Source organism: Microbacterium sp. NPDC058345, from assembly GCF_042723855.1.
Classification (GTDB): Bacteria; Actinomycetota; Actinomycetes; order Actinomycetales; family Microbacteriaceae; genus Microbacterium.
The window spans coordinates 664,046-681,893 of sequence record NZ_JBHXIG010000001.1 but is presented as its reverse complement, the minus strand read 5'-3'; the positions used below and the strand labels follow the sequence as shown (position 1 = coordinate 681,893).

The 17,848-nt window shown below is 69.2% G+C and carries 19 protein-coding genes and 3 tRNA genes; 14 read left to right on the top strand and 8 right to left on the bottom strand.

Features of this window, described 5'->3' with window-relative positions:
- Window positions 1–30 precede the first annotated feature (30 nt).
- Together ACFWH5_RS03350 and ACFWH5_RS03345 are read right to left on the bottom strand one after the other, a co-directional pair.
- Window positions 31–549: an AAA family ATPase gene (locus tag ACFWH5_RS03350; RefSeq protein ID WP_378831750.1), complete on the bottom strand. Its 519-nt coding sequence runs from the start codon at window positions 547–549 to the stop codon at window positions 31–33.
- A 245-nt stretch (window positions 550–794) separates the two neighbouring features.
- Entirely contained in the window at window positions 795–1,418 is a 624-nt protein-coding gene (locus ACFWH5_RS03345) for a TetR/AcrR family transcriptional regulator (protein ID WP_378831749.1), read from the bottom strand.
- Between the two features lie 106 nt (window positions 1,419–1,524).
- Here ACFWH5_RS03345 and ACFWH5_RS03340 point away from each other — a divergent pair, with 106 nt between their 5' ends.
- Window positions 1,525–2,085: a dihydrofolate reductase family protein gene (locus ACFWH5_RS03340; protein ID WP_378831748.1), complete on the top strand. Its 561-nt coding sequence runs from the start codon at window positions 1,525–1,527 to the stop codon at window positions 2,083–2,085.
- 280 nt (window positions 2,086–2,365) lie between these two features.
- On the opposite strand, the gene ACFWH5_RS03335 is transcribed toward ACFWH5_RS03340, so the two are convergent.
- The 3 genes from ACFWH5_RS03335 to ACFWH5_RS03325 all read right to left on the bottom strand — a co-directional run bounded on the left by ACFWH5_RS03335 (window position 2,366) and on the right by ACFWH5_RS03325 (window position 2,678).
- Window positions 2,366–2,438: transfer RNA gene (locus ACFWH5_RS03335), tRNA-Phe, on the bottom strand.
- A gap of 66 nt (window positions 2,439–2,504) precedes the next feature.
- Window positions 2,505–2,578, bottom strand: a tRNA-Asp gene (locus ACFWH5_RS03330).
- 27 nt (window positions 2,579–2,605) lie between these two features.
- Window positions 2,606–2,678 (bottom strand) — tRNA-Glu (locus ACFWH5_RS03325).
- Between the two features lie 209 nt (window positions 2,679–2,887).
- Between ACFWH5_RS03325 and ACFWH5_RS03320 the strand changes: the two genes are divergently transcribed.
- The gene (locus ACFWH5_RS03320; RefSeq protein ID WP_378831745.1) at window positions 2,888–4,270 is read left to right on the top strand and encodes a peptidoglycan DD-metalloendopeptidase family protein; all 1,383 of its coding nucleotides are present in this window, start codon (window positions 2,888–2,890) and stop codon (window positions 4,268–4,270) included.
- Window positions 4,271–4,338: 68 nt separating this feature from the next.
- Here the strand turns inward: ACFWH5_RS03320 and ppa are convergent, their stop codons facing one another.
- Genes ppa through ACFWH5_RS03305 form a run of 3 tightly spaced genes read right to left on the bottom strand, consistent with a single transcriptional unit; the run spans window position 4,339 to window position 6,465 of the window.
- The gene (ppa, locus tag ACFWH5_RS03315; protein ID WP_378831743.1) at window positions 4,339–4,830 is read right to left on the bottom strand and encodes an inorganic diphosphatase; all 492 of its coding nucleotides are present in this window, start codon (window positions 4,828–4,830) and stop codon (window positions 4,339–4,341) included.
- Between the two features lie 43 nt (window positions 4,831–4,873).
- The gene (locus ACFWH5_RS03310) at window positions 4,874–5,494 is read right to left on the bottom strand and encodes a TMEM175 family protein (protein ID WP_378831740.1); all 621 of its coding nucleotides are present in this window, start codon (window positions 5,492–5,494) and stop codon (window positions 4,874–4,876) included.
- Window positions 5,491–6,465 (bottom strand): LysR family transcriptional regulator, encoded by a 975-nt coding sequence (locus tag ACFWH5_RS03305; protein ID WP_378831738.1) that lies wholly within the window; start codon window positions 6,463–6,465, stop codon window positions 5,491–5,493. The genes ACFWH5_RS03310 and ACFWH5_RS03305 overlap by 4 nt, the downstream gene beginning before the upstream one ends.
- Before the next feature lie 145 nt (window positions 6,466–6,610).
- Between ACFWH5_RS03305 and ACFWH5_RS03300 the strand changes: the two genes are divergently transcribed.
- The 12 genes from ACFWH5_RS03300 to ACFWH5_RS03245 all read left to right on the top strand — a co-directional run bounded on the left by ACFWH5_RS03300 (window position 6,611) and on the right by ACFWH5_RS03245 (window position 17,848).
- Window positions 6,611–7,984 carry an MFS transporter gene (locus ACFWH5_RS03300; RefSeq protein ID WP_378831735.1) on the top strand — a complete coding sequence of 458 codons (1,374 nt, stop codon included), beginning with the start codon at window positions 6,611–6,613 and terminating at the stop codon, window positions 7,982–7,984.
- Complete coding sequence (locus ACFWH5_RS03295; RefSeq protein ID WP_378831733.1) at window positions 7,981–8,754, top strand: 3-hydroxybutyrate dehydrogenase; 774 nt, start codon at window positions 7,981–7,983, stop codon at window positions 8,752–8,754. Before ACFWH5_RS03300 ends, ACFWH5_RS03295 begins: the two co-directional genes overlap by 4 nt.
- Window positions 8,755–8,788: 34 nt before the next feature.
- The gene (gene tilS / locus ACFWH5_RS03290) at window positions 8,789–9,781 is read left to right on the top strand and encodes a tRNA lysidine(34) synthetase TilS (protein ID WP_378831731.1); all 993 of its coding nucleotides are present in this window, start codon (window positions 8,789–8,791) and stop codon (window positions 9,779–9,781) included.
- Between the two features lie 216 nt (window positions 9,782–9,997).
- Window positions 9,998–10,549, top strand: coding sequence for a hypoxanthine phosphoribosyltransferase (hpt, locus tag ACFWH5_RS03285; RefSeq protein WP_378831728.1), 552 nt, complete (start codon window positions 9,998–10,000; stop codon window positions 10,547–10,549).
- 67 nt (window positions 10,550–10,616) lie between these two features.
- Window positions 10,617–12,620, top strand: a complete 2,004-nt coding sequence (gene ftsH / locus ACFWH5_RS03280; RefSeq protein ID WP_378831725.1) for an ATP-dependent zinc metalloprotease FtsH — start codon at window positions 10,617–10,619, stop codon at window positions 12,618–12,620.
- 1 nt (window position 12,621) lies between these two features.
- A complete protein-coding gene (gene folE / locus ACFWH5_RS03275) occupies window positions 12,622–13,230 on the top strand; it encodes a GTP cyclohydrolase I (protein WP_378831722.1) in 609 nt (202 codons plus the stop codon).
- On the top strand, window positions 13,227–14,030 hold the full coding sequence (gene folP / locus ACFWH5_RS03270; RefSeq protein ID WP_378831720.1) for a dihydropteroate synthase: 804 nt from the start codon (window positions 13,227–13,229) through the stop codon (window positions 14,028–14,030). The genes folE and folP overlap by 4 nt, the downstream gene beginning before the upstream one ends.
- A 1-nt stretch (window position 14,031) precedes the next feature.
- Window positions 14,032–14,400, top strand: a complete 369-nt coding sequence (gene folB / locus ACFWH5_RS03265) for a dihydroneopterin aldolase (RefSeq protein WP_378831718.1) — start codon at window positions 14,032–14,034, stop codon at window positions 14,398–14,400.
- Window positions 14,400–14,954 (top strand): 2-amino-4-hydroxy-6-hydroxymethyldihydropteridine diphosphokinase, encoded by a 555-nt coding sequence (folK, locus tag ACFWH5_RS03260; RefSeq protein WP_378831716.1) that lies wholly within the window; start codon window positions 14,400–14,402, stop codon window positions 14,952–14,954. Before folB ends, folK begins: the two co-directional genes overlap by 1 nt.
- Window positions 14,951–15,415, top strand: a complete 465-nt coding sequence (locus ACFWH5_RS03255) for a DUF3180 domain-containing protein (protein ID WP_378831713.1) — start codon at window positions 14,951–14,953, stop codon at window positions 15,413–15,415. Before folK ends, ACFWH5_RS03255 begins: the two co-directional genes overlap by 4 nt.
- Before the next feature lie 241 nt (window positions 15,416–15,656).
- Window positions 15,657–16,157, top strand: a complete 501-nt coding sequence (locus ACFWH5_RS03250) for a PH domain-containing protein (protein ID WP_378833519.1) — start codon at window positions 15,657–15,659, stop codon at window positions 16,155–16,157.
- Window positions 16,154–17,848, top strand: coding sequence for a PH domain-containing protein (locus ACFWH5_RS03245; RefSeq protein WP_378831711.1), 1,695 nt, complete (start codon window positions 16,154–16,156; stop codon window positions 17,846–17,848). The genes ACFWH5_RS03250 and ACFWH5_RS03245 overlap by 4 nt, the downstream gene beginning before the upstream one ends.

The following is a 17,848-nucleotide window of genomic DNA, read 5'->3' as shown; positions in this document are numbered from 1 at the left end:
GTCGGTGTGAACTTTCCGCCGCCGTCGGAATCAGCCTCGCAGGTCTCGCAGGATGCGTGAGACCAATGCGTCGGTCGTGACGCTCGCGCTTACCCGTGTCTCGGGTGTTTCGGGCAGCGGCTGCCACCCGTCGTGCCACTCGCGCAGTTTGTCGGGCCCGAAGGCGGCGCGCAGCGGACGCCGCTCGTGACGCCGGATCGTCTCGTCGAGGCCGACGTCGAACTGGTAGACGCGTGTGGTGCCGCGGTGATCGCGCGCGAGCGCATCGAGCGGTTCGGCGTAGTCGCGCAGATTGAAGATGCCGTCCAGGATCACGTCGTAGCCGAGATCGAGGGACTGGCGCGCGGCGCCGATGATGAGGAGGCTGGCGTCTCGGGCGCGCTGGAACCGGTCGGGATTCTCGAGCAGCTCGCGCCGGAAATGATCCTGGTGGATGAGAGCCGTGCGCGGTCCGAGCAGCGGCCGCAGCGCGAGCGCGGTCGTCGTCTTGCCCGACGCGGAGTCTCCGCGGAGGATGACGAGACGCGTGGATGCCGTGCCGACCTGCATCCGTCCATCATCCCCTGACCGGTCGCGAGCGTCGGCCAAGGCCAATGTGGAGCGCCCCCGTACGGCCTTCGCTGCCAGATCCGCATCGGCGGTCCGTCGACCGCCCGTCGATGAAGTCGGTCCGCGCGTCACAGCCCTCACCACTCTTACGGAGCATGTGGGGCTGCGAAATCGCAAGGGCGGTGGTCACTCGCGGCTCCAGACGCGCAGTCATCGTCGTTCTCGTCCCGGCTACGTACCCCTCGTCAGGGAGTGGCGTAGCGGGCGGCGATGGTCCGCGCGGCTCCCGCGATGACCAGCTCCTGCTCATCGTCGGTGATCGACCAGGTGCCATGCATGAGGCGTGGCCAAAAAATCGACGATGCGATCATGCCGAGGAACTGCGCGGACGCCATCTCCGGGTCGTCGATCTCGGCGACCCCTGCTGCATGCGCATCGCGGAGGTAGCGCCCCAGCGCTGCGAGCACAGGCAGGGTGCCGAAGTCGAAGGTGCGTTCCCGCAGCTCGGGGAACCGCGGGGATTCGGCGATCACCGTGCGCATCAGTGCCGCCATCTCAGGCCGGGTCAGCAGCTCTGCGTAGGCCCGTCCGAGCGTTACGAGACTGGCGGAGAAGTCATCCGCACGGACGTCGACGGGCTCCGGGACCTGCGAGCTGCCTGCCGCGAGCACTGCCGCTTCGAACAGCGCCGCCTTGGTCGGAAACTGCTTGAAGAGCGTTGCCCTCGATACGCCCGCGTGCTGAGCGATGCTCGCCAGCGACGTGCGATCGTAGCCGTCCTCCAGAAACAGCTGGGTGGCCGCGACGAGCATCGATTCACGTTTCGTCGCGGCGATCTCGCGATGGTACGAGGAGCGTCCGCGTGTCACATTGCCATTATCCCATAGACATGAGTGGGTTGACTCACCTCTTTGGGTGCCTCTACGGTGATAGTGGTGAGTCGTCTGGCTCACTACTATCTCCAAGGAGTGCACCGTGGCCACAGTGATCGTCCACGCAACCATCACCCTCGACGGGTTTCTGGCCGACCAGGACGGTTCGGTCGACTGGATGTTCGGCAGACCTTCTGATCCCGAAGACGACTTCGTCGTGGAGCGGGTCATGAGTCGGATCGGAGCAGTCGTCGGAGGCGCGAACCGTTCTCAGACCATCGAGGACGACGAGCTCCCCTATGGCGGCATGCTGAAGGTGCCGGTCTACCTCATGACCCACAGCGCCCGTGAGCCGATCGAGCGCGGCGGCACCACCTATACCTTCGTCGTCGACGACATCTCTGAAGCGGTTGCGCTGGCCGCGCAGTCCGCCGGTGACGGGTGGGTCAGCCTGCTCGGCGGAAGCATCTCGCGGCAATGTCTGCGGCTCGGGCTCGTCGATGAACTGCACCTTGATGTTGCACCCGTGCTGCTCGGCGACGGCATCCCTCTGTTCACGGGCCTGGGGCAGCGCGTCGAGCTCGAACGGCTGGAAACGTCGGCGTACGCGAGCGAAGCCCACCTCCGCTATCGTGTCGTCAAGCCGTCGGCTGCCGCTGAGTGAGCGACGTCGCCACCTACGCCGATGTCGCTCGTTCAGAGCAACGTGCTGAGAGCTCAGGTCGCGGATCGGCGACGGACTGGCCATACGCGGTCAGGAGAGCGCGAATATCCGCCGGGCGATCCGCCAGCTGGGTGCTGACCCCCGCGACGCGCTGCAGCCACTCTTCCGTGCTGTCGTCGGGGAGATCAGTCGCCGTGGGTGTCCAACGCGGCGAAAGCAAAACCCCCGCCATGTAGAAGCTAGGCGAGGGTTTCTGGGATGACTGTAATGATCATCCGTGTGGCTCCGACCGGCATCGATCCGGTGACCTTTCGATTTTCAGTCGAACGCTCTACCAACTGAGCTACAGAGCCGCGCGACGGCGATGCTGTCGCGTCCTACACAACGAGCCTCCTCGAAAGAAGGCTCGTCGCTGGGAGCGACCCTGACGGGACTTGAACCCGCGACCTCCGCCGTGACAGGGCGGCACGCTAACCAACTGCGCTACAGGGCCATAACTTTTCAATTGTATCCGACCGAGTGACCCCAACGGGATTCGAACCCGTGCTACCGCCGTGAAAGGGCGGCGTCCTAGGCCGCTAAACGATGGGGCCGAAGGGATCCCCGGGGGTTTCCCTTGCCGACGCTCAAGCATAAGGGATTCGTCGGCGGAAAACGAAATCGAGGGCGAGCCTGCTTCCATCCCGGGCGTTTCGGGCGCACCATGGGAGAACCACGTGTGCCCGCGCGTGCACCCTGACCTGTTGCAGATGTGACGAATGTTGTTACTGTTACTTCTGTGAATCCCGGCGGAAGGGGCCGTGTGAACGATCTGAGTACGGATGCTCGCGCAGCATCCGAGGCCTGCGGATGCGCACCCACGCCCGCCGAGCGCCGCGCGCTCTGGCCTTCTGCCGCCGTGAGCCGGCGCGTCGCCCTCACGGTCGGCGCACTCGGTGCGCTCGGTGTCGGCGCTCTCAGCGTCTCGTCGGGAATCAACGCCGCGTACGCCGCCGACTACCCGAGCTGGGAAGACGTCAAGCGCGCCAAGGCGAGCGAAGCGGCCAAGGGCGCCGAGATCACGCGCATCCAGGGACTCATCCAGCGTCTCACCGCCGATGTGGCAGCCAAGGAGGCTGCGGCGAAAGCCGCCGGCGACGAGTTCTACGAGGCGCAGCAGGCGTACCACGAGCAGGCGGCGGTGGCCGCCGAGCTCGAGGAGCAGGCCCAGGCTCAAGCGAAGGTCGCCGATGAGACCGCCCTCAAAGCCGGACAGGTCGCGACGCAGCTGTATCGCAACGGCGGCGATGAGACCGCACTCGAGCTCTTCTTCTCCGGCTCGGCCGAAGGTGCCGACAGTCTGCTCGCCCGCCTCGGCGGCATGGACAAGCTGCTCGAGTACAACCGCACCGTGTACGACAACGCGGTCGCGGCCCGTGATCAGGCCCAGTCGCTGACCGATCAGGCCAAGGCGGCGCGCGACGAGCGAGACCGCCTGCAGAAGCTCGCCGAAGAGAAGATGGTCAAGGCGCAGGAGGCCGCTGAGGCCGCTCAGGCCGCGCTCGCCGCGAAGCAGGAGAACCTCTCGACGCTGGAGGCGCAGCTCGCCGCGCTCAAGGACTCGACGGCCAAGACGGTCGCCGCGTACCAGGAGGGCGAGCGCATCCGCAAGGCGGAGGAGGAGCGTCGCCGCAAGGCTGCCGAAGAGGCCGCCCGAAGGGCCGCTGAAGAAGCCGCGAAGAACAACCAGGGCGGCGGCGGTGGCGGAGGCGGCGGTGGTGGCGGCGGCGGCGGAAGCGGCTGGGTCCGCCCGCACGGTGGTCGCATCTCATCGGGGTACGGCCCGCGCGGTCAGCAGTGCACCAACGGCTACTGCTCGTCGCGGTGGCACCTCGGCCTCGACTTCGCCAACGGATGCGGCGCCGCGATCTTCGCCGCCTCGTCGGGCACGGTCGTCTACGCGGGCTACAACGGCGGCTTCGGCAACTACGTCAAGCTGCGCCACGGTGGCGGCGTCGGCACGGGCTACGGTCACATGTCGCGCATCGCGGTGCGCTACGGCCAGTCGGTGCGCGCGGGGCAGGTCATCGGCTACGCGGGCAACACCGGCAACTCCTTCGGCTGCCACCTGCACTTCGAGGTCTATCCGTCCGGCGGCGGAACGACGAATCCGTACAACTGGCTCGCCGCGCGCGGCGCCCTCTGATCGCGACAGTCTTCTCAGACACACGAAACCCCCGGCGCGAACCGGGGGTTTCGTGTATCCGCTGACGGTCAGTGGCCCTCGGAGCCGAAGCGCTCGATCGCCTCGTCGAGGATGCGCTGCGCCTCGGCGGCGTCGCCCCACGCGTCGACCTTGACCCACTTGTTGGGCTCGAGGTCCTTATAGTGCTCGAAGAAGTGCTCGATCTCCTTCTTGGTGTACTCGGGCAGGTCGCCGATGTCCTGGATGTGCTGCCACCGCGGATCCTTCGACAGCACGGCGACCAGTTTGTCGTCGCCGCCCGCCTCATCGCTCATCTTCAGCACGGCCACCGGGCGCACGTTCACCACGACGCCGGGGAAGATGGTGTGGTCGAGCAGCACGAGCACGTCCAGCGGGTCGCCGTCCTCGCCGAGCGTGTTGTCGAAGTAGCCGTAGTCGGCCGGATACCCGAACGTCGTGTACAGCACCCGGTCGAGGTGGACGCGACCGGTCTCGTGGTCGACTTCGTACTTCACGCGGCTTCCGCGCGGGATTTCGATGACGGCGTCGTGTGCGCCCATGCGTGTGCTCCTTGGAAATGAACGGTGGATGCCGCGCACCAGCCTACCTGCGCAGTCGGAGGAGCCACCTCTGCAGGGGGCCGACCAGCACGAGAAGCAGCAGTCCTGCGTAGCCGATCGGATGCACCCACGCCGCCACGACGAGCGCGATGACGAACAGGATGCCGGCGGCGGCGTCTCCCGCGACGCCCCTTCGAAGCGCCTCGGCCGGGATGTCGGTGAGGTCCGGGTGGCGCAGCAGGTAGAGCTTCGCCACCAGCGTGACCATCTGGGTCACGATCAAGGTGCCGATGTAGACCGCGGCCTGCGCCGCATCCGTCGGCATCTGCCCCAACATCGCCGTCGGCACGGGCAGCCACACGATGGTCAGCAGCCAGGCGACGTTGATCCACAGCAGCGCGGGCGTGATCGCCGACACCTCACGGTACGTCCGATGATGCTCCATCCAGAACGCCGCGATCAGCACGAAGCTCAGAGCGAAGCTGAGCAGCTGCCCCGACGTCTCGCGCAGGAACTCCGCCGTGCCCAGGCCCTGCGCTGCGGCATCCGTCACCGACTCCAGCAACGGCAGGATCAGCAGCGTCATGGCGATGGCGATCACCGCGTCGGCGAACGCCGTGAAGCGCTCCGGCGCGAATCGCGTCGCTGCGGTCCGCTCGCTCACCGCCCCAGGGTACGACCGTGCACCCCTGCCGCGCCACGGTAGGGATGCCCGGGCGGGACGAGACCCAGCAGCTCGTCCTGCACGGCCGTCGTGCGGCGACGCAGCGCGTCGGCCACGGCGGCGACGGCGGGCTGGCGCAGGGAGTCCGGGCGCAGCACGAGCCAGTACGGAAGCCGCTCGGCGAACTGCTCCGGCAGAAGTCGCACCAGGTCGGGATGGCCGTCGGCCAGGAAGCAGGGCAGGAATCCGATTCCGGCACCCGCACGCGTCGCCTCGACATGCACGAAGACGTTGGTGGAGCTCAGTGAGTCGCGCATCTCGGGCACCAGGCGCCGCGGCGCGTCGAGGTCGTCGACCTGCAGCATCGAGTCGACGAAGTACACCAGCGGATGCTCGCGCAGCTCCGCGATGCTGCCGGGTGCACCGAACTCATCGAGATACCCGCGGGCGGCGTACATGCCCAGGGTGTAGTCGCCGAGCCGGATCGCCTCGGCGCGGTGCACCTGCGGCTCACCGACGACCACCTCCATGTCCAGTCCCGAGCGATGCTGCAGAGCGCGACGGGTCACGTTCACGATCTCCACGCTGAGCCGTGGATGCCGTCGCCGCAGGTCTGCGACCGCGGGCGCGACGACGAACGCGCTGAACCCGTCCGTGGCGGAGATCCGCACGACGCCGGCGATCTGATCCGCCTCCGCGTCGTCCTCGCGGATCGACGCCATCGCGCCTTCCACGTCCTCGGCGGCGCGCACGGCGCGCCGCCCGAGGTCGGTCAGCTCCCAGCCGCCCGCGCTGCGGGCGAGCACGCGCCCGCCGAGGGCGGTCTCCAGTGCGGCGATCCGCCGCGAGACCGTGGTGTGATTCAGCCCCAGCGCCTCGCCCGCTGTCGTGAAGCGCCCGGCGCGCGCGACCGCGAGCAGCACCAGAAGATCGTCCGGACTGGCCGCCGGGATGCCGATGTCTGTCGTCATATCTGCAATTCTGCACACAACCTCTGCCGGACTGATCATTGTCGCACAGTAGGGTGGCTGTCCATACTGACGGGAGCCGAGCCGTGGCCACCGCCCGCCGGTCTGATGTCGACGAGGACATCGCGTCACACGAAGGAGTGCATCAATGAGCGACAGCAACACGGCAGCCGCCCCGCAGCAGGAAGCGTCCGGTCTGAAGAGGATCGTGGCCGCCTCGATGGTGGGCACGGTGGTGGAGTGGTACGAGTTCTTCCTCTACGCCACCGCCGCCTCGCTGATCTTCGGCACCTTCTTCTTCCCCGACGCCGGCACCGAGCTCGACGGCATCATCGCGGCGTTCCTCACGTACGCCGTCGGATTCATCGCGCGGCCGCTCGGCGGCATCGTCTTCGGGCAGATCGGCGACCGGCTGGGTCGCAAGCACACCCTGCAGGTCACGATCATCCTGGTCGGCGTCGCCACCTTCCTGATGGGCTGCCTGCCCGGCTTCAACGCCATCGGCTACTGGGCGCCGGCGCTGCTCGTGCTGCTGCGCTTCATCCAGGGCTTCGCCGTCGGCGGCGAATGGGGTGGAGCGGTTCTGCTCGTCGCCGAGCACAGCCCGAACAGGTCCCGAGGCTTCTGGGCGAGCTGGCCGCAGGCCGCCGTTCCGGTGGGCAACCTGCTGGCCACACTGATCCTGCTCGGCATGTCGTGGATTCTTCCCGCCGAGCAGTTCCAGGGCTGGGGCTGGCGGGTGGCGTTCTGGGCGTCGGCGATCGTGGTGATCATCGGCTATTACATCCGCACGCACGTCAGCGAGGCGCCGATCTTCCTCGAGGCCCGCGCGCAGGTCGAGGCCGAGAAGGCAGCCGCCTACGGAGTCCTCGAGGTCGTCAAGCGCTACCCGCGAGGCATCTTCGGTGCGATGGGTCTGCGCTTCGCCGAGAACATCCTGTACTACATCATCGTGTCCTTCACGATCGTGTACCTGAAGACGGTGCACGCGTACGACACCAGTCAGCTGCTGCTGGCACTGCTGGTGGCCCACGCCATCCACTTCGTCGTCATCCCGCAGGTCGGCCGTCTCTCCGACGCCTTCGGCCGCAAGCCGGTGTACCTCGCCGGCGCGGTGCTCGGCGCCACCTGGCCGTTCTTCGCCTTCCCGATGTTCGACACGCTGAACCCGTTCCTCATCATCGCGGCCGTCACGGTCGGCCTCTGCTTCCACGCGCTCATGTACGCCGGTCAGCCGGCCATCATGGCCGAGATGTTCCCCACCCGGATGCGCTACTCGGGCGTCTCGCTGGGGTACCAGGTGACCTCGATCGTCGCGGGCTCGATGGCCCCGATCATCGCGACCGCGCTGCTGCAGGACTTCGGCACGTGGCTTCCCGTGGCCGTGTACGTGGCTGCCGCCTGCGCCGTCACCGCCGTCGCCGTCATCACGTTGAAGGAGACCCGGGGTGTGTCACTGCTCGACATCGACGAAGCGGATGCCCGCCGGCACGGTCTGAGGCCGGCGAAGGTCGCCCAGTGACCTCCGGCGGGGAGCCGCTGTCCGGCAGGCGCGCGCTCGTCACGGGTGGTGCCGGCGGTATCGGGCGGGCCGTCGCGCAGGCGCTCGCCGCCCGTGGTGCCCACGTGGTCGTGGCCGACAGCGACGCCGCCGGTTGCGCCGCGGTGGCCGAGGAGGTCGGCGGATCGGCGTGGGCCGTCGACCTGCTGGATCCCGCAGCCCTCGTCGATGAGCGGTTGGCAGCGGAGCTCGCCGACGTCGACATCCTGGTGAACAACGCGGGGATCCAGCATGTCAGCCCGATCCAGGACTTCGACCCGCCCGAGTTCCGCCGCATCCTGACCCTCATGCTCGAGGTGCCGTTCCTGTTGATCCGCGCAGCGCTGCCGCACATGTACACGCGGGGATTCGGGCGGATCATCAACGTCTCGTCGGTGCACGGGCTGCGCGCCTCGCCGTACAAGGTCGCCTATGTCACGGCGAAGCACGGGTTGGAGGGTCTGTCGAAGGTCACCGCGCTGGAGGGCGGCGAGCACGGCGTCACGAGCAACTGCGTCAACCCCGGCTACGTCCGCACGCCCCTGGTGGAGAGGCAACTGGCCGATCAGGCGCGCGTCCACGGCATCCCCGAGGCCGAGGTGCTCGAGCGGATCATGCTCACCGAGAGCGCCATCAAGCGGCTCGTCGAGCCGGCCGAGGTGGCGTCGCTGGTGGCGTGGCTGGCGAGCGACGAGGCGTCGATGGTGACCGGAGCGAGCTACACGATGGACGGCGGCTGGTCGGCGCGGTAGGAAGCGGCCCGGACCGGAGCGCTAGCGTGGAGGGGTGCCTTCCCTGAACCCCGCCGTCGCCGAGGTCCGCCTGGCGGTGCGTGCCGCACTCGCCGACCTTCCCGAGGGCGCGACCGTGGTCAGCGCCCTCTCCGGCGGCGCGGACTCGCTCGCCCTCACCGTGGCCGCCGCGTTCGAGGCGGCCAAGACGAGCATCCGGGTGGTCGCCGCGGTGGTCGACCACGGTCTTCAGGACGGTTCGGATGCGGTCGCGCAGCGTGCGGCCGAACAGGCCGGCGCCCACGGCGTGCCGGCTCGGGTGCTGTCCGTCGTCGTCGATCCGCGGCATCCCGACGGCCCGGAGGCCGCCGCGCGCGATGCCCGCTATGCGGCGCTGCGACGGTGCGCCGCCGAAGAGGGGGCCGACGCGGTGCTTCTCGGACACACCCTCGACGACCAGGCCGAGACCGTGCTGCTCGGCCTCGCCCGCGGATCGGGCGCGGCCAGCCTGCAGGGCATGGCTCCCGCACGTGAGGACGATGACGGCTCGCGGTGGCTGCGGCCGCTGCTCGGAGTGCGCCGCACGACCACGCGCGCGTTCTGCGCGGCATCCGGAATCGACGCGTGGGACGACCCGCACAACCTCGACGCGCGCTACGCGCGCGTCCGCGTGCGCAAGCGGGTGCTCCCGGTGCTCGAGGATGAGCTCGGCCCCGGCATCGCCGAGGCACTCGCGCGCACGGCCGAGCAGCTGCGCGAGGACGCCGAGGCGTTCGAGGAGATGATCCACGAGACCATCGAGGACATCGTCGAGCACGCCGAAGCCGGCATCTCGGTGAGCGCCGCCGCGCTCGCCGCGAATCCCGCGGCGCTGCGCAACCGCATCATCCGCCTCGTCGTCGACAGCGAGTTCGGAGTGGGTCTCAGCCGCACGCAGACGCTCGAGGTCGCGCGTCTCGCGACCGACTGGTCCGGTCAGGGCCCGATCGACCTGCCCGGATGCTCCGCACAGCGTCGTGGGGGCCGCATCGTCTTCACCGCCCGCTGACCCCCGCGCTCGCGCTCGCGCCCGCGCGCTCACGCCCGTGCGCTCACCCCCGCGCCCGCACGCCCGCACAAACTGACGCTGAGGGGTCGGAAAGCGTTCGATCAGAGCCCGCGGATGCCGCAGGTCTTGACCCCTCACCGGCGGTGCGTGGCTGCTTCCCGCCGCCGAGCAGGCCGCTGAGAAGGAGCATCCGAAACCGTCGCCTAAAATCGATCCATGCGTGCAGCGGACATCCCCGAAGACCTCGCCCAGATCCTCGTCACCGAGGAGGAGATCCGCGCCAAGCTCGACGAGCTGGCCGCCCGGGTGGCCGCCGACTATGCGGGCAAGAACCTGCTGCTGGTCGGCGTGCTCAAGGGCGCGGTGATGGTCATGGCCGACTTCGCCCGTGCCCTTCCGATGGACGCCCCGATGGACTGGATGGCCGTGTCGAGCTACGGCGCCAGCACGAAGTCGAGCGGCGTCGTGCAGATCCGCAAAGACCTCGACACCGACCTCAACGGCCGGCACGTGCTGATCGTCGAGGACATCATCGACTCCGGGCTCACCCTCAGCTGGCTGCTCGAGAACTTCGAATCCCGCGGCGCCGAATCGCTCGAGGTGCTCGCTCTGCTGCGCAAGCCCGAGGCGGCGAAGGTCGAGATCGACTGCAAGTACGTCGGCTTCGACATCCCCAACGAGTTCGTCGTCGGATACGGACTCGACTACGCCGAGAGCTACCGCAACCTGCGCGACGTGGCCGTTCTCGCGCCTCACGTGTACTCCTGACGCGGGCGTACGCCGTCGGTGAACGCACAGCGGGCGCCTCAGGTGCGGGCGGTACGCTGAACGCATCATGGATGTCAAGAAGATCTCCCGGAGTCCGCTGATCTACATCGCGTTGATCGGTGTTCTGCTGTTCGGCGGCTTCCTGCTGATCTCGAACCTCAATGCGCCCAAGCAGATCACCACCCAGGAGGGGCTGAAGCTGCTCGAGGGCACCAGCGTCACCAAGGTGATCAACACCGACGGCGACCAGCGCGTCGACATGACCCTCTCGAAGCCGTACGAGGGCGCCGAGAGCGTGCAGTTCTACTATGTGCAGGCGCGCGCCGAGCAGGTCGTGCAGGCGATCGACGCCTCCGAGCCGAAGGACCAGTTCAACGACGTCGTGCCCAGGGCCACCTGGTTCGACGGCTTCCTCTCACTGCTGCTTCCCCTGGTGCTGCTGGGTCTGCTGTTCTGGTGGCTGCTGTCCTCCATGCAGGGCGGTGGCAGCAAGGTCATGCAGTTCGGCAAGTCGAAGGCCAAACTCGTCAGCAAGGAGACCCCGACGGTCACCTTCGCCGATGTCGCCGGCGCCGACGAGGCCATCGAGGAGCTGCACGAGATCAAGGAGTTCCTGCAGGACCCGGCGAAGTTCCAGGCGATCGGCGCTCGCATCCCGAAGGGCGTGCTGCTGTACGGCCCTCCCGGAACCGGAAAGACACTGCTCGCCCGTGCGGTCGCCGGCGAGGCGGGCGCCCCGTTCTACTCGATATCGGGTTCCGACTTCGTCGAGATGTTCGTCGGCGTCGGCGCATCCCGCGTGCGCGACCTGTTCAACCAGGCCAAGGAGAACGCCCCGGCGATCATCTTCATCGACGAGATCGACGCCGTCGGCCGGCACCGCGGCGCCGGGCTCGGCGGCGGCAACGACGAGCGCGAGCAGACGCTGAACCAGATGCTCGTCGAGATGGACGGCTTCGACCCCAACGCGAACGTGATCGTCATCGCGGCGACCAACCGCCCCGACATCCTCGACCCGGCGCTGCTGCGCCCCGGTCGCTTCGACCGCCAGATCGGGGTGGATGCCCCGGACCTCAAGGGCCGGCAGAAGATCCTCGAGGTGCACGCCAAGGGCAAGCCGCTCTCGCAGTCGGTCGACCTCGAGGTCGTCGCGCGCAAGACCCCCGGGTTCACCGGCGCCGACCTCGCGAACGTGCTCAACGAGGCCGCGCTGCTCACCGCCCGCTCCAACGCGCAGCTGATCGACAACCGCGCGCTCGACGAGGCGATCGACCGTGTCATCGCCGGGCCGCAGCGGCGCACCCGGGTGATGAAGGACAAGGAGAAGCTCATCACCGCGTACCACGAGGGCGGCCACGCCCTCGCCGCCGCGGCGATGAACCACACCGATCCGGTGACGAAGATCACCATCCTGCCGCGCGGCAAGGCCCTCGGCTACACGATGGTGCTGCCCCTGGACGACAAGTACTCGGTCACCCGCAACGAACTGCAGGACCAGCTGACCTACGCCATGGGCGGTCGCGTGGCGGAGGAGATCGTCTTCCACGACCCGACCACCGGCGCCTCGAACGACATCGAGAAGGCGACGAGCATCGCCCGCAAGATGGTCATCGAGTACGGCATGACCACCGCGCTCGGCCCCGTCAAGCTCGGCTCCGAGGGCGGAGAGCCGTTCGCCGGCCGCGACATGGGCCGCGGACGCGAGTACTCCGAGACGATCGCCGAGCGCGTCGACGTCGAGGTGCGGGCGCTCATCGAGCAGGCGCACAACGAGGCGTACCAGGTGCTCAGCGAGAACCGCGACGTCCTCGACCGCCTCGCGCTGGCGCTGCTCGAGCAGGAGACGCTCGACCACAACCAGATCGCCGAGATCTTCACCGACGTGCGCAAGCTGCCCGAGCGCCCGCAGTGGCTCTCCAGCGACGAGCGTCCGGTGTCGGCGCTGCCGCCCGTCGAGGTTCCCCGCCGCTCCGACCAGGGGATCGCGGCACAGACATCCGCGCAGACCGGAAGCGCACGCCGTTCGGGCGCGCAGGCGGCCGGCGGGCAGGCGCGACCGGCGACGGCCTGACGTGACTGTCGACAAGGCACGCGTCGAACGGCTCACCCGAGAGTTGCTCGAGGCGATCGGCGAGGACCCGGATCGGCCGGGGCTGCGGCAGACACCGAGCCGCATGGCCGAGCTGTACGGCGAGTTCTTCGCCGGCGTCAGCGAAGACCCGGCCGGGCCGCTGGCGCGGACCATCAGCGTCTCCCGCGGACCCGCGCCCGACACGCTGCCGTCGGGTGCGGTGCTGCTGCGCGACATCCGGTTCCGCTCGGTGTGCGAGCATCACCTGCTGCCGTTCGCGGGGCACGCGCACATCGCGTACCTGCCCGGCGAGCAGGTGGTCGGTCTCGGCGCGCTGGTGAAGGTCGTGGAGATCCTCGCCGCGCGCCCGCAGGTGCAGGAGCGGCTCGGCGAGCAGATCGCGGACGCGATCGCCGATCATCTCGACACCCGCGGTGTGCTCGTGGTGCTCGACGCCGTGCACGGCTGCGTCACCATGCGCGGCGGACGGCAGCCCGAGGCGTCGACCCTCACGATCTCCGCACGCGGCGAGTTCAGCGACGCCACGGCGCGCGCCGAGCTGATCGCGCTGATCGGCACCGGCCCGGCGACTCCGGGGGCCGTGCGGTGACGGCGATCTGGGGCATCCTCAACGTCACCCCCGACTCGTTCAGCGACGGCGGTCGCTACATGGACGCCGACACGGCGATCGCCCGCGCCCGGATGCTGCGCGCTCAGGGCGCCGCGGTCATCGACGTCGGCGGCGAATCCACGCGTCCCGGTGCGGAAAGGGTGTCGGCCGACGAGGAGCAGCGCCGAGTGCTGCCCGTCGTCGAAGCGCTCTCGGCCGACGGCATCCCGGTGTCGATCGACACCCTCAACGCCGCCACGGCTGCGGAGGCGGTGCGAGCCGGAGCGCGGATCGTCAACGACGTCTCCGGCGGTCTCGCCGACGACGGGATGCTGGCGGCCGTCGCCGCCTCCGACGCCGACTTCGCGATCGGCCACTGGCGCGGGCCGTCCAGCGACATGTACGCCCACGCGCAGTACGGGCGCGTCGCCCGCGAGGTGGCCGGCGAGCTTCGGGAACGCGTCTCGGCGGCGGCCGCCGCCGGCATCGCGCCCTCTCGGCTGATCGTCGACCCCGGCATCGGCTTCGCGAAGTCGGGACAGCAGAACTGGGAGGTGCTGCGCGGCCTCGACGAGATCACCGCCCTCGGGCACCGGGTGCTCGTCGGCACGTCGCGCAAGCGCTTCCTGGCGGAGGTGCTGGATGCGAGGGCCGAGGAGGACGCCGAACGCCGCCGCGACCTCGCCACCGCGGTGACGAGCGTGCTCGCAGCCCGAGCCGGTGCGTGGGCGGTGCGGGTGCATGACGTCGCCGCGACGCGCGATGCGCTGGCCGTGGTGAGCGCCTGGGACGGAGCGTGAGATGGATCACCTCGACGAGATCACCCTGACCGGCCTGACCGTGTTCGGCTATCACGGCGTGTTCGACCACGAGCGCCGTGACGGGCAGGAGTTCACGATCGATCTCACGCTGAACCTGTCGCTGAAGGATGCCGCGGCATCCGACGACGTCGCCGACACCGTGCACTACGGCGAGCTCGCCGATCGGGTGGCCGCGATCATCGCCGGCGAGCCGGTAAACCTCATCGAGAGCCTCGCCGAGCGCATCGCCGGCGCCGTCCTCGATGACGAACGGGTCAGGATGGTCACGGTCACAGTGCACAAGCCGCATGCCCCGATAGAGCAGTCGTTCGACGACGTCTCTGTCACGATCCGCCGGAGCAGGGTGTGATGGACCGCCGCCTCACCCACCTGCCGCCCGGGCCGGACCCGCGCCCCGGGCGGGAGCCGCAGGTGGCCGTGATCGCGCTCGGATCGAACGAGGGTGACCGCGGCGAGATGCTGCACGCTGCGGCGGAGCGCCTGCGTCGCCTGCCGCTCGTCGACGGTTTCGTGATGTCGGAGCCGATCGAGACGGTCGCGGTGCGCGTCGACGGTCCCGACCCGGATGCTCCGCCGTATCTCAACGCGGTCGCTCTGATGACCACCCGCCTGGCGCCGTCGGTGCTGCTCGGCATGCTGCACGCGGTCGAGGAGGAGCAGGGCCGGGTGCGCGCAGAGCGGTGGGGCGACCGCACGCTCGATCTCGACCTCATCGCGTACGGCGAGTTCCGCAGCGACGAGCCGCACCTGCAGGTGCCGCACCCGCGTGCCGCCGAGCGGCTGTTCGTGCTGGAGCCGTGGCTCAGCGTCGACCCGGAGGCCGTGCTGCCCGGGCACGGGCGGGTGGACGCACTGGTGCGACGACTGAAGAGCTCGTCCGCGGACGAAGCGGGGGACCGATGAAGAGGACCTCCGCCGGTCTGCTGATGCTGCTCGCGCTGCTGGCGGCGGGTGCCGGATTCGGGTTCGATCACCTGCTCACCGTCAGCGGACGGGCGACGTTCACGCCGTCCGTTTTCCTGCCGGTGCTGCTCGCACTGCTGGCCGTCGCGACCGTCTCGCTGGCGTGGCCGGTGCGGCGCAGCGTGCGCGGCGGACGCCGCATCGACCCGTTCCGTGCGCTGCGCGCGGCGACCCTCGCCAGAGCCTCCAGCCTGCTCGGTGCGATCATGGCCGGGTTCAGTGCCGGGCTGTTGGCGTTCCTCTCCACGCGTCCCGTGCCCGCGCCGGTAGGGTCGACTGTGGCGCTGGTCGCCCTGATCGTCGCCGCGGTGGTGCTGATCGGGGCGGCGCTGATCGCCGAACAGTTCTGCACCCTGCCGAAGGATTCTGATGACCGAGAGCCAGACGACCCCGCCGAGTGATCCGAACGGATTCGGCGTGCCGGTACCTCCGGCGCCGCCCATCGCACCCGTCGCGCCCGCCGCACCGAATCCCGCCGTGCAGCAGGCAGCGGATGCGGCGCTGACCCAGCCGCCCGCCCCGCCGGCATCCGCTCCGACGGCCCCGCCGGCGCCGACCGCGTCGGCATCCGGCCAGCCGGTGCCGAGCGCCCCGGCATCCGCACCGTCCGCCCCTGCCGCGCTCGACCAGGGGACGTACGACATGCTGCGCACGCCCCGCAACCCCGCCGGCCTCGCGCTCGACGGCACCTGGCATCAGATCTCGCCGCGCTACGTCGTCTCGCAGTTCGTGCAGAACGCCATCTTCATCGCCGTCGTCGTCATCGCCGCGCTCGTTCTCGGCCTGGTGCTGGACCAGAGCTGGGTGTGGATCCCCGCGGGCCTGATCATCGCGGTCACCGTGGTCACGCTGATCATCCTTCCCCGTCAGGCGAAGGCGCTGGGCTACATGCTGCGCGAGGATGACGTGGTGTTCCGCAAGGGCATCCTCTGGCAGCGCATGGTGGCCGTGCCCTACGGGCGGATGCAGCTGGTCGACATCACCCAGGGGCCGCTCGATCGCGCGTTCGGCGTCTCGCAGCTGAAGATGGTGACCGCCGCGGCCACCACGGGCGTGCAGATCCCCGGACTGACCCAGCAGGCGGCCGAGGCGCTGCGCGACACTCTCATCGAGGTCGCCGAGACCCGACGGACCGGACTGTGAGCGAGCCGCGTACCCCCGGCATCGTCGATCCCGCGGCATCCGATCCCGAGGTGCTGCCGCAGGGCGGGTCGTCGTCGCTCGCCGACGGCGAGTGGCACCGGATGCATCCGCTCACCCCTCTGTTCAAGGGTGGACTGGCCCTGATCGTGGTCGCCGGCATCGTGATCACGAACATGCGCGATCGGGTGATCGGCTGGCTGGTGAACATCTTCGCCCCGGGTGAGCTCGAGAACGACGCCGTCGACTACGGCGGAGCCGACCCGCTGAACTGGGTGGTCGAGAACAACCTGATCCTCATCGCGCTGCTGGGCGTGCTCGGACTGGTGGTCGTGCTCATCGCGATCTTCTGGCTGGTCTGGCGTTTCCAGCAGTTCCGCATCACCGGCGATCACGTCGAGGTGCGCAAGGGCATGATCTTCCGTTCGCACCGTCGGGCTCCACTCGACCGCGTGCAGGGCGTGAACCTCACCCGTCCCTTCCCCGCACGCATCATCGGCCTCGCGAAGCTCGAGGTCGTCGGCGCCGGAAACGACGCGAACGTCCCCCTGGAGTATCTGGCCACCTCACGCGCCGAGTCGGTCCGCGCCGACATCCTGCGCCTCGCCTCGGGTGCACGCGCTGCCCGCGAGCAGGCCCGCACCGGTGCTGCGCCGACACGAACCCGCGCCGAGTTCGTCGGATCGGTGAACGCCGGCGTCTCAGGGCTCATCGAGGGCGTCGACCTCGCCGACGTCGCGCCCGAGAGCGTCGTGAAGATCCCGACCGGACGCCTGATCGGCTCCCAGCTGATCCACGCGCTGCTCTGGCTTGTGTTCTTCGGCCTGATCTCCCTCGCCGTGATGATCACCGCTCTCATCGGGATGCGCGCCGACGGCGACGACAACGCCGAGATCAGGATCGCCATGCTCGGCATCGGCCTCGGCATGGGCGTGCCGATGATCGTCGCCGCAGTGGGCATCACCTGGGCGCAGATCTCGAAGTCGCTGCGCTACTCGATCGCTCCCACCCCTGACGGCGTGCGGATCACGTACGGACTGCTCACCACGGTGACCGAGACCATCCCACCAGGACGCATCTTCGGCGTGGAGGTCACCCAGTCGCTGCTGTGGCGGCCGTTCGGATGGTGGACGATCAAGATCAACCGCATGAGCGGCAAGAGCGCCGCACAGCAGCAGTCGGGCAACGCGCAGCAGTTCAACGTCGTGCTGCCGGTGGGCAAGCGCGCGGACGTGGAGCGCGTGCTGGCGCTCATCCTGCCGGATGCTCCCGCATCCGACATCCCGCTGGTGTGGGAGCACGGCATCCTGGGCCCCGTCGCCGGCGACCCGTACAAGACCATCCCCTCGCGCGCACGCTGGCGGCGTCCGCTGTCGTGGAAGCGGCACGGATACGCGCTGACGGAGTTCGGGGTGCTGCTCAGACGCGGCACCGTCTGGCGCAAGCTCGCCGTCTTCCCCCTGGCGAGGCTGCAGGGCGTCTCGATCTCACAGGGACCGATCGACCGGATGCAGCGCGTCTCGGGAGGTCAGGTGCACTCCATCACCGGACCCATCTCCGGCGGACTGTCCGGCCTGGAGCGCGACGACGCCATCGCGCTGCTCGACGGGGTGAGCCGGGCCGCCGCGCTCGCCGCTTCGCGCGATCAGACGCACCGCTGGGGCGCGTACGCCGCCGCGCCTCCCGCGAGGTGA

What these genes read in the sequence shown, in the direction of transcription:
- ACFWH5_RS03255 (WP_378831713.1), top strand. Translation starts at nt 14,951, where the DNA reads ATGAAGAGGACCTCCGCCGGTCTGCTGATGCTGCTCGCGCTGCTGGCG.
- hpt (WP_378831728.1), top strand. Translation starts at nt 9,998, where the DNA reads ATGCGTGCAGCGGACATCCCCGAAGACCTCGCCCAGATCCTCGTCACC.
- folK (WP_378831716.1), top strand. Translation starts at nt 14,400, where the DNA reads ATGGACCGCCGCCTCACCCACCTGCCGCCCGGGCCGGACCCGCGCCCC.
- ftsH (WP_378831725.1), top strand. Translation starts at nt 10,617, where the DNA reads ATGGATGTCAAGAAGATCTCCCGGAGTCCGCTGATCTACATCGCGTTG.
- ACFWH5_RS03250 (WP_378833519.1), top strand. Translation starts at nt 15,657, where the DNA reads ATGCTGCGCACGCCCCGCAACCCCGCCGGCCTCGCGCTCGACGGCACC.
- ACFWH5_RS03305 (WP_378831738.1), bottom strand. Translation starts at nt 6,465, where the DNA reads ATGACGACAGACATCGGCATCCCGGCGGCCAGTCCGGACGATCTTCTG.
- ppa (WP_378831743.1), bottom strand. Translation starts at nt 4,830, where the DNA reads ATGGGCGCACACGACGCCGTCATCGAAATCCCGCGCGGAAGCCGCGTG.
- ACFWH5_RS03350 (WP_378831750.1), bottom strand. Translation starts at nt 549, where the DNA reads ATGCAGGTCGGCACGGCATCCACGCGTCTCGTCATCCTCCGCGGAGAC.
- ACFWH5_RS03300 (WP_378831735.1), top strand. Translation starts at nt 6,611, where the DNA reads ATGAGCGACAGCAACACGGCAGCCGCCCCGCAGCAGGAAGCGTCCGGT.
- folB (WP_378831718.1), top strand. Translation starts at nt 14,032, where the DNA reads ATGGATCACCTCGACGAGATCACCCTGACCGGCCTGACCGTGTTCGGC.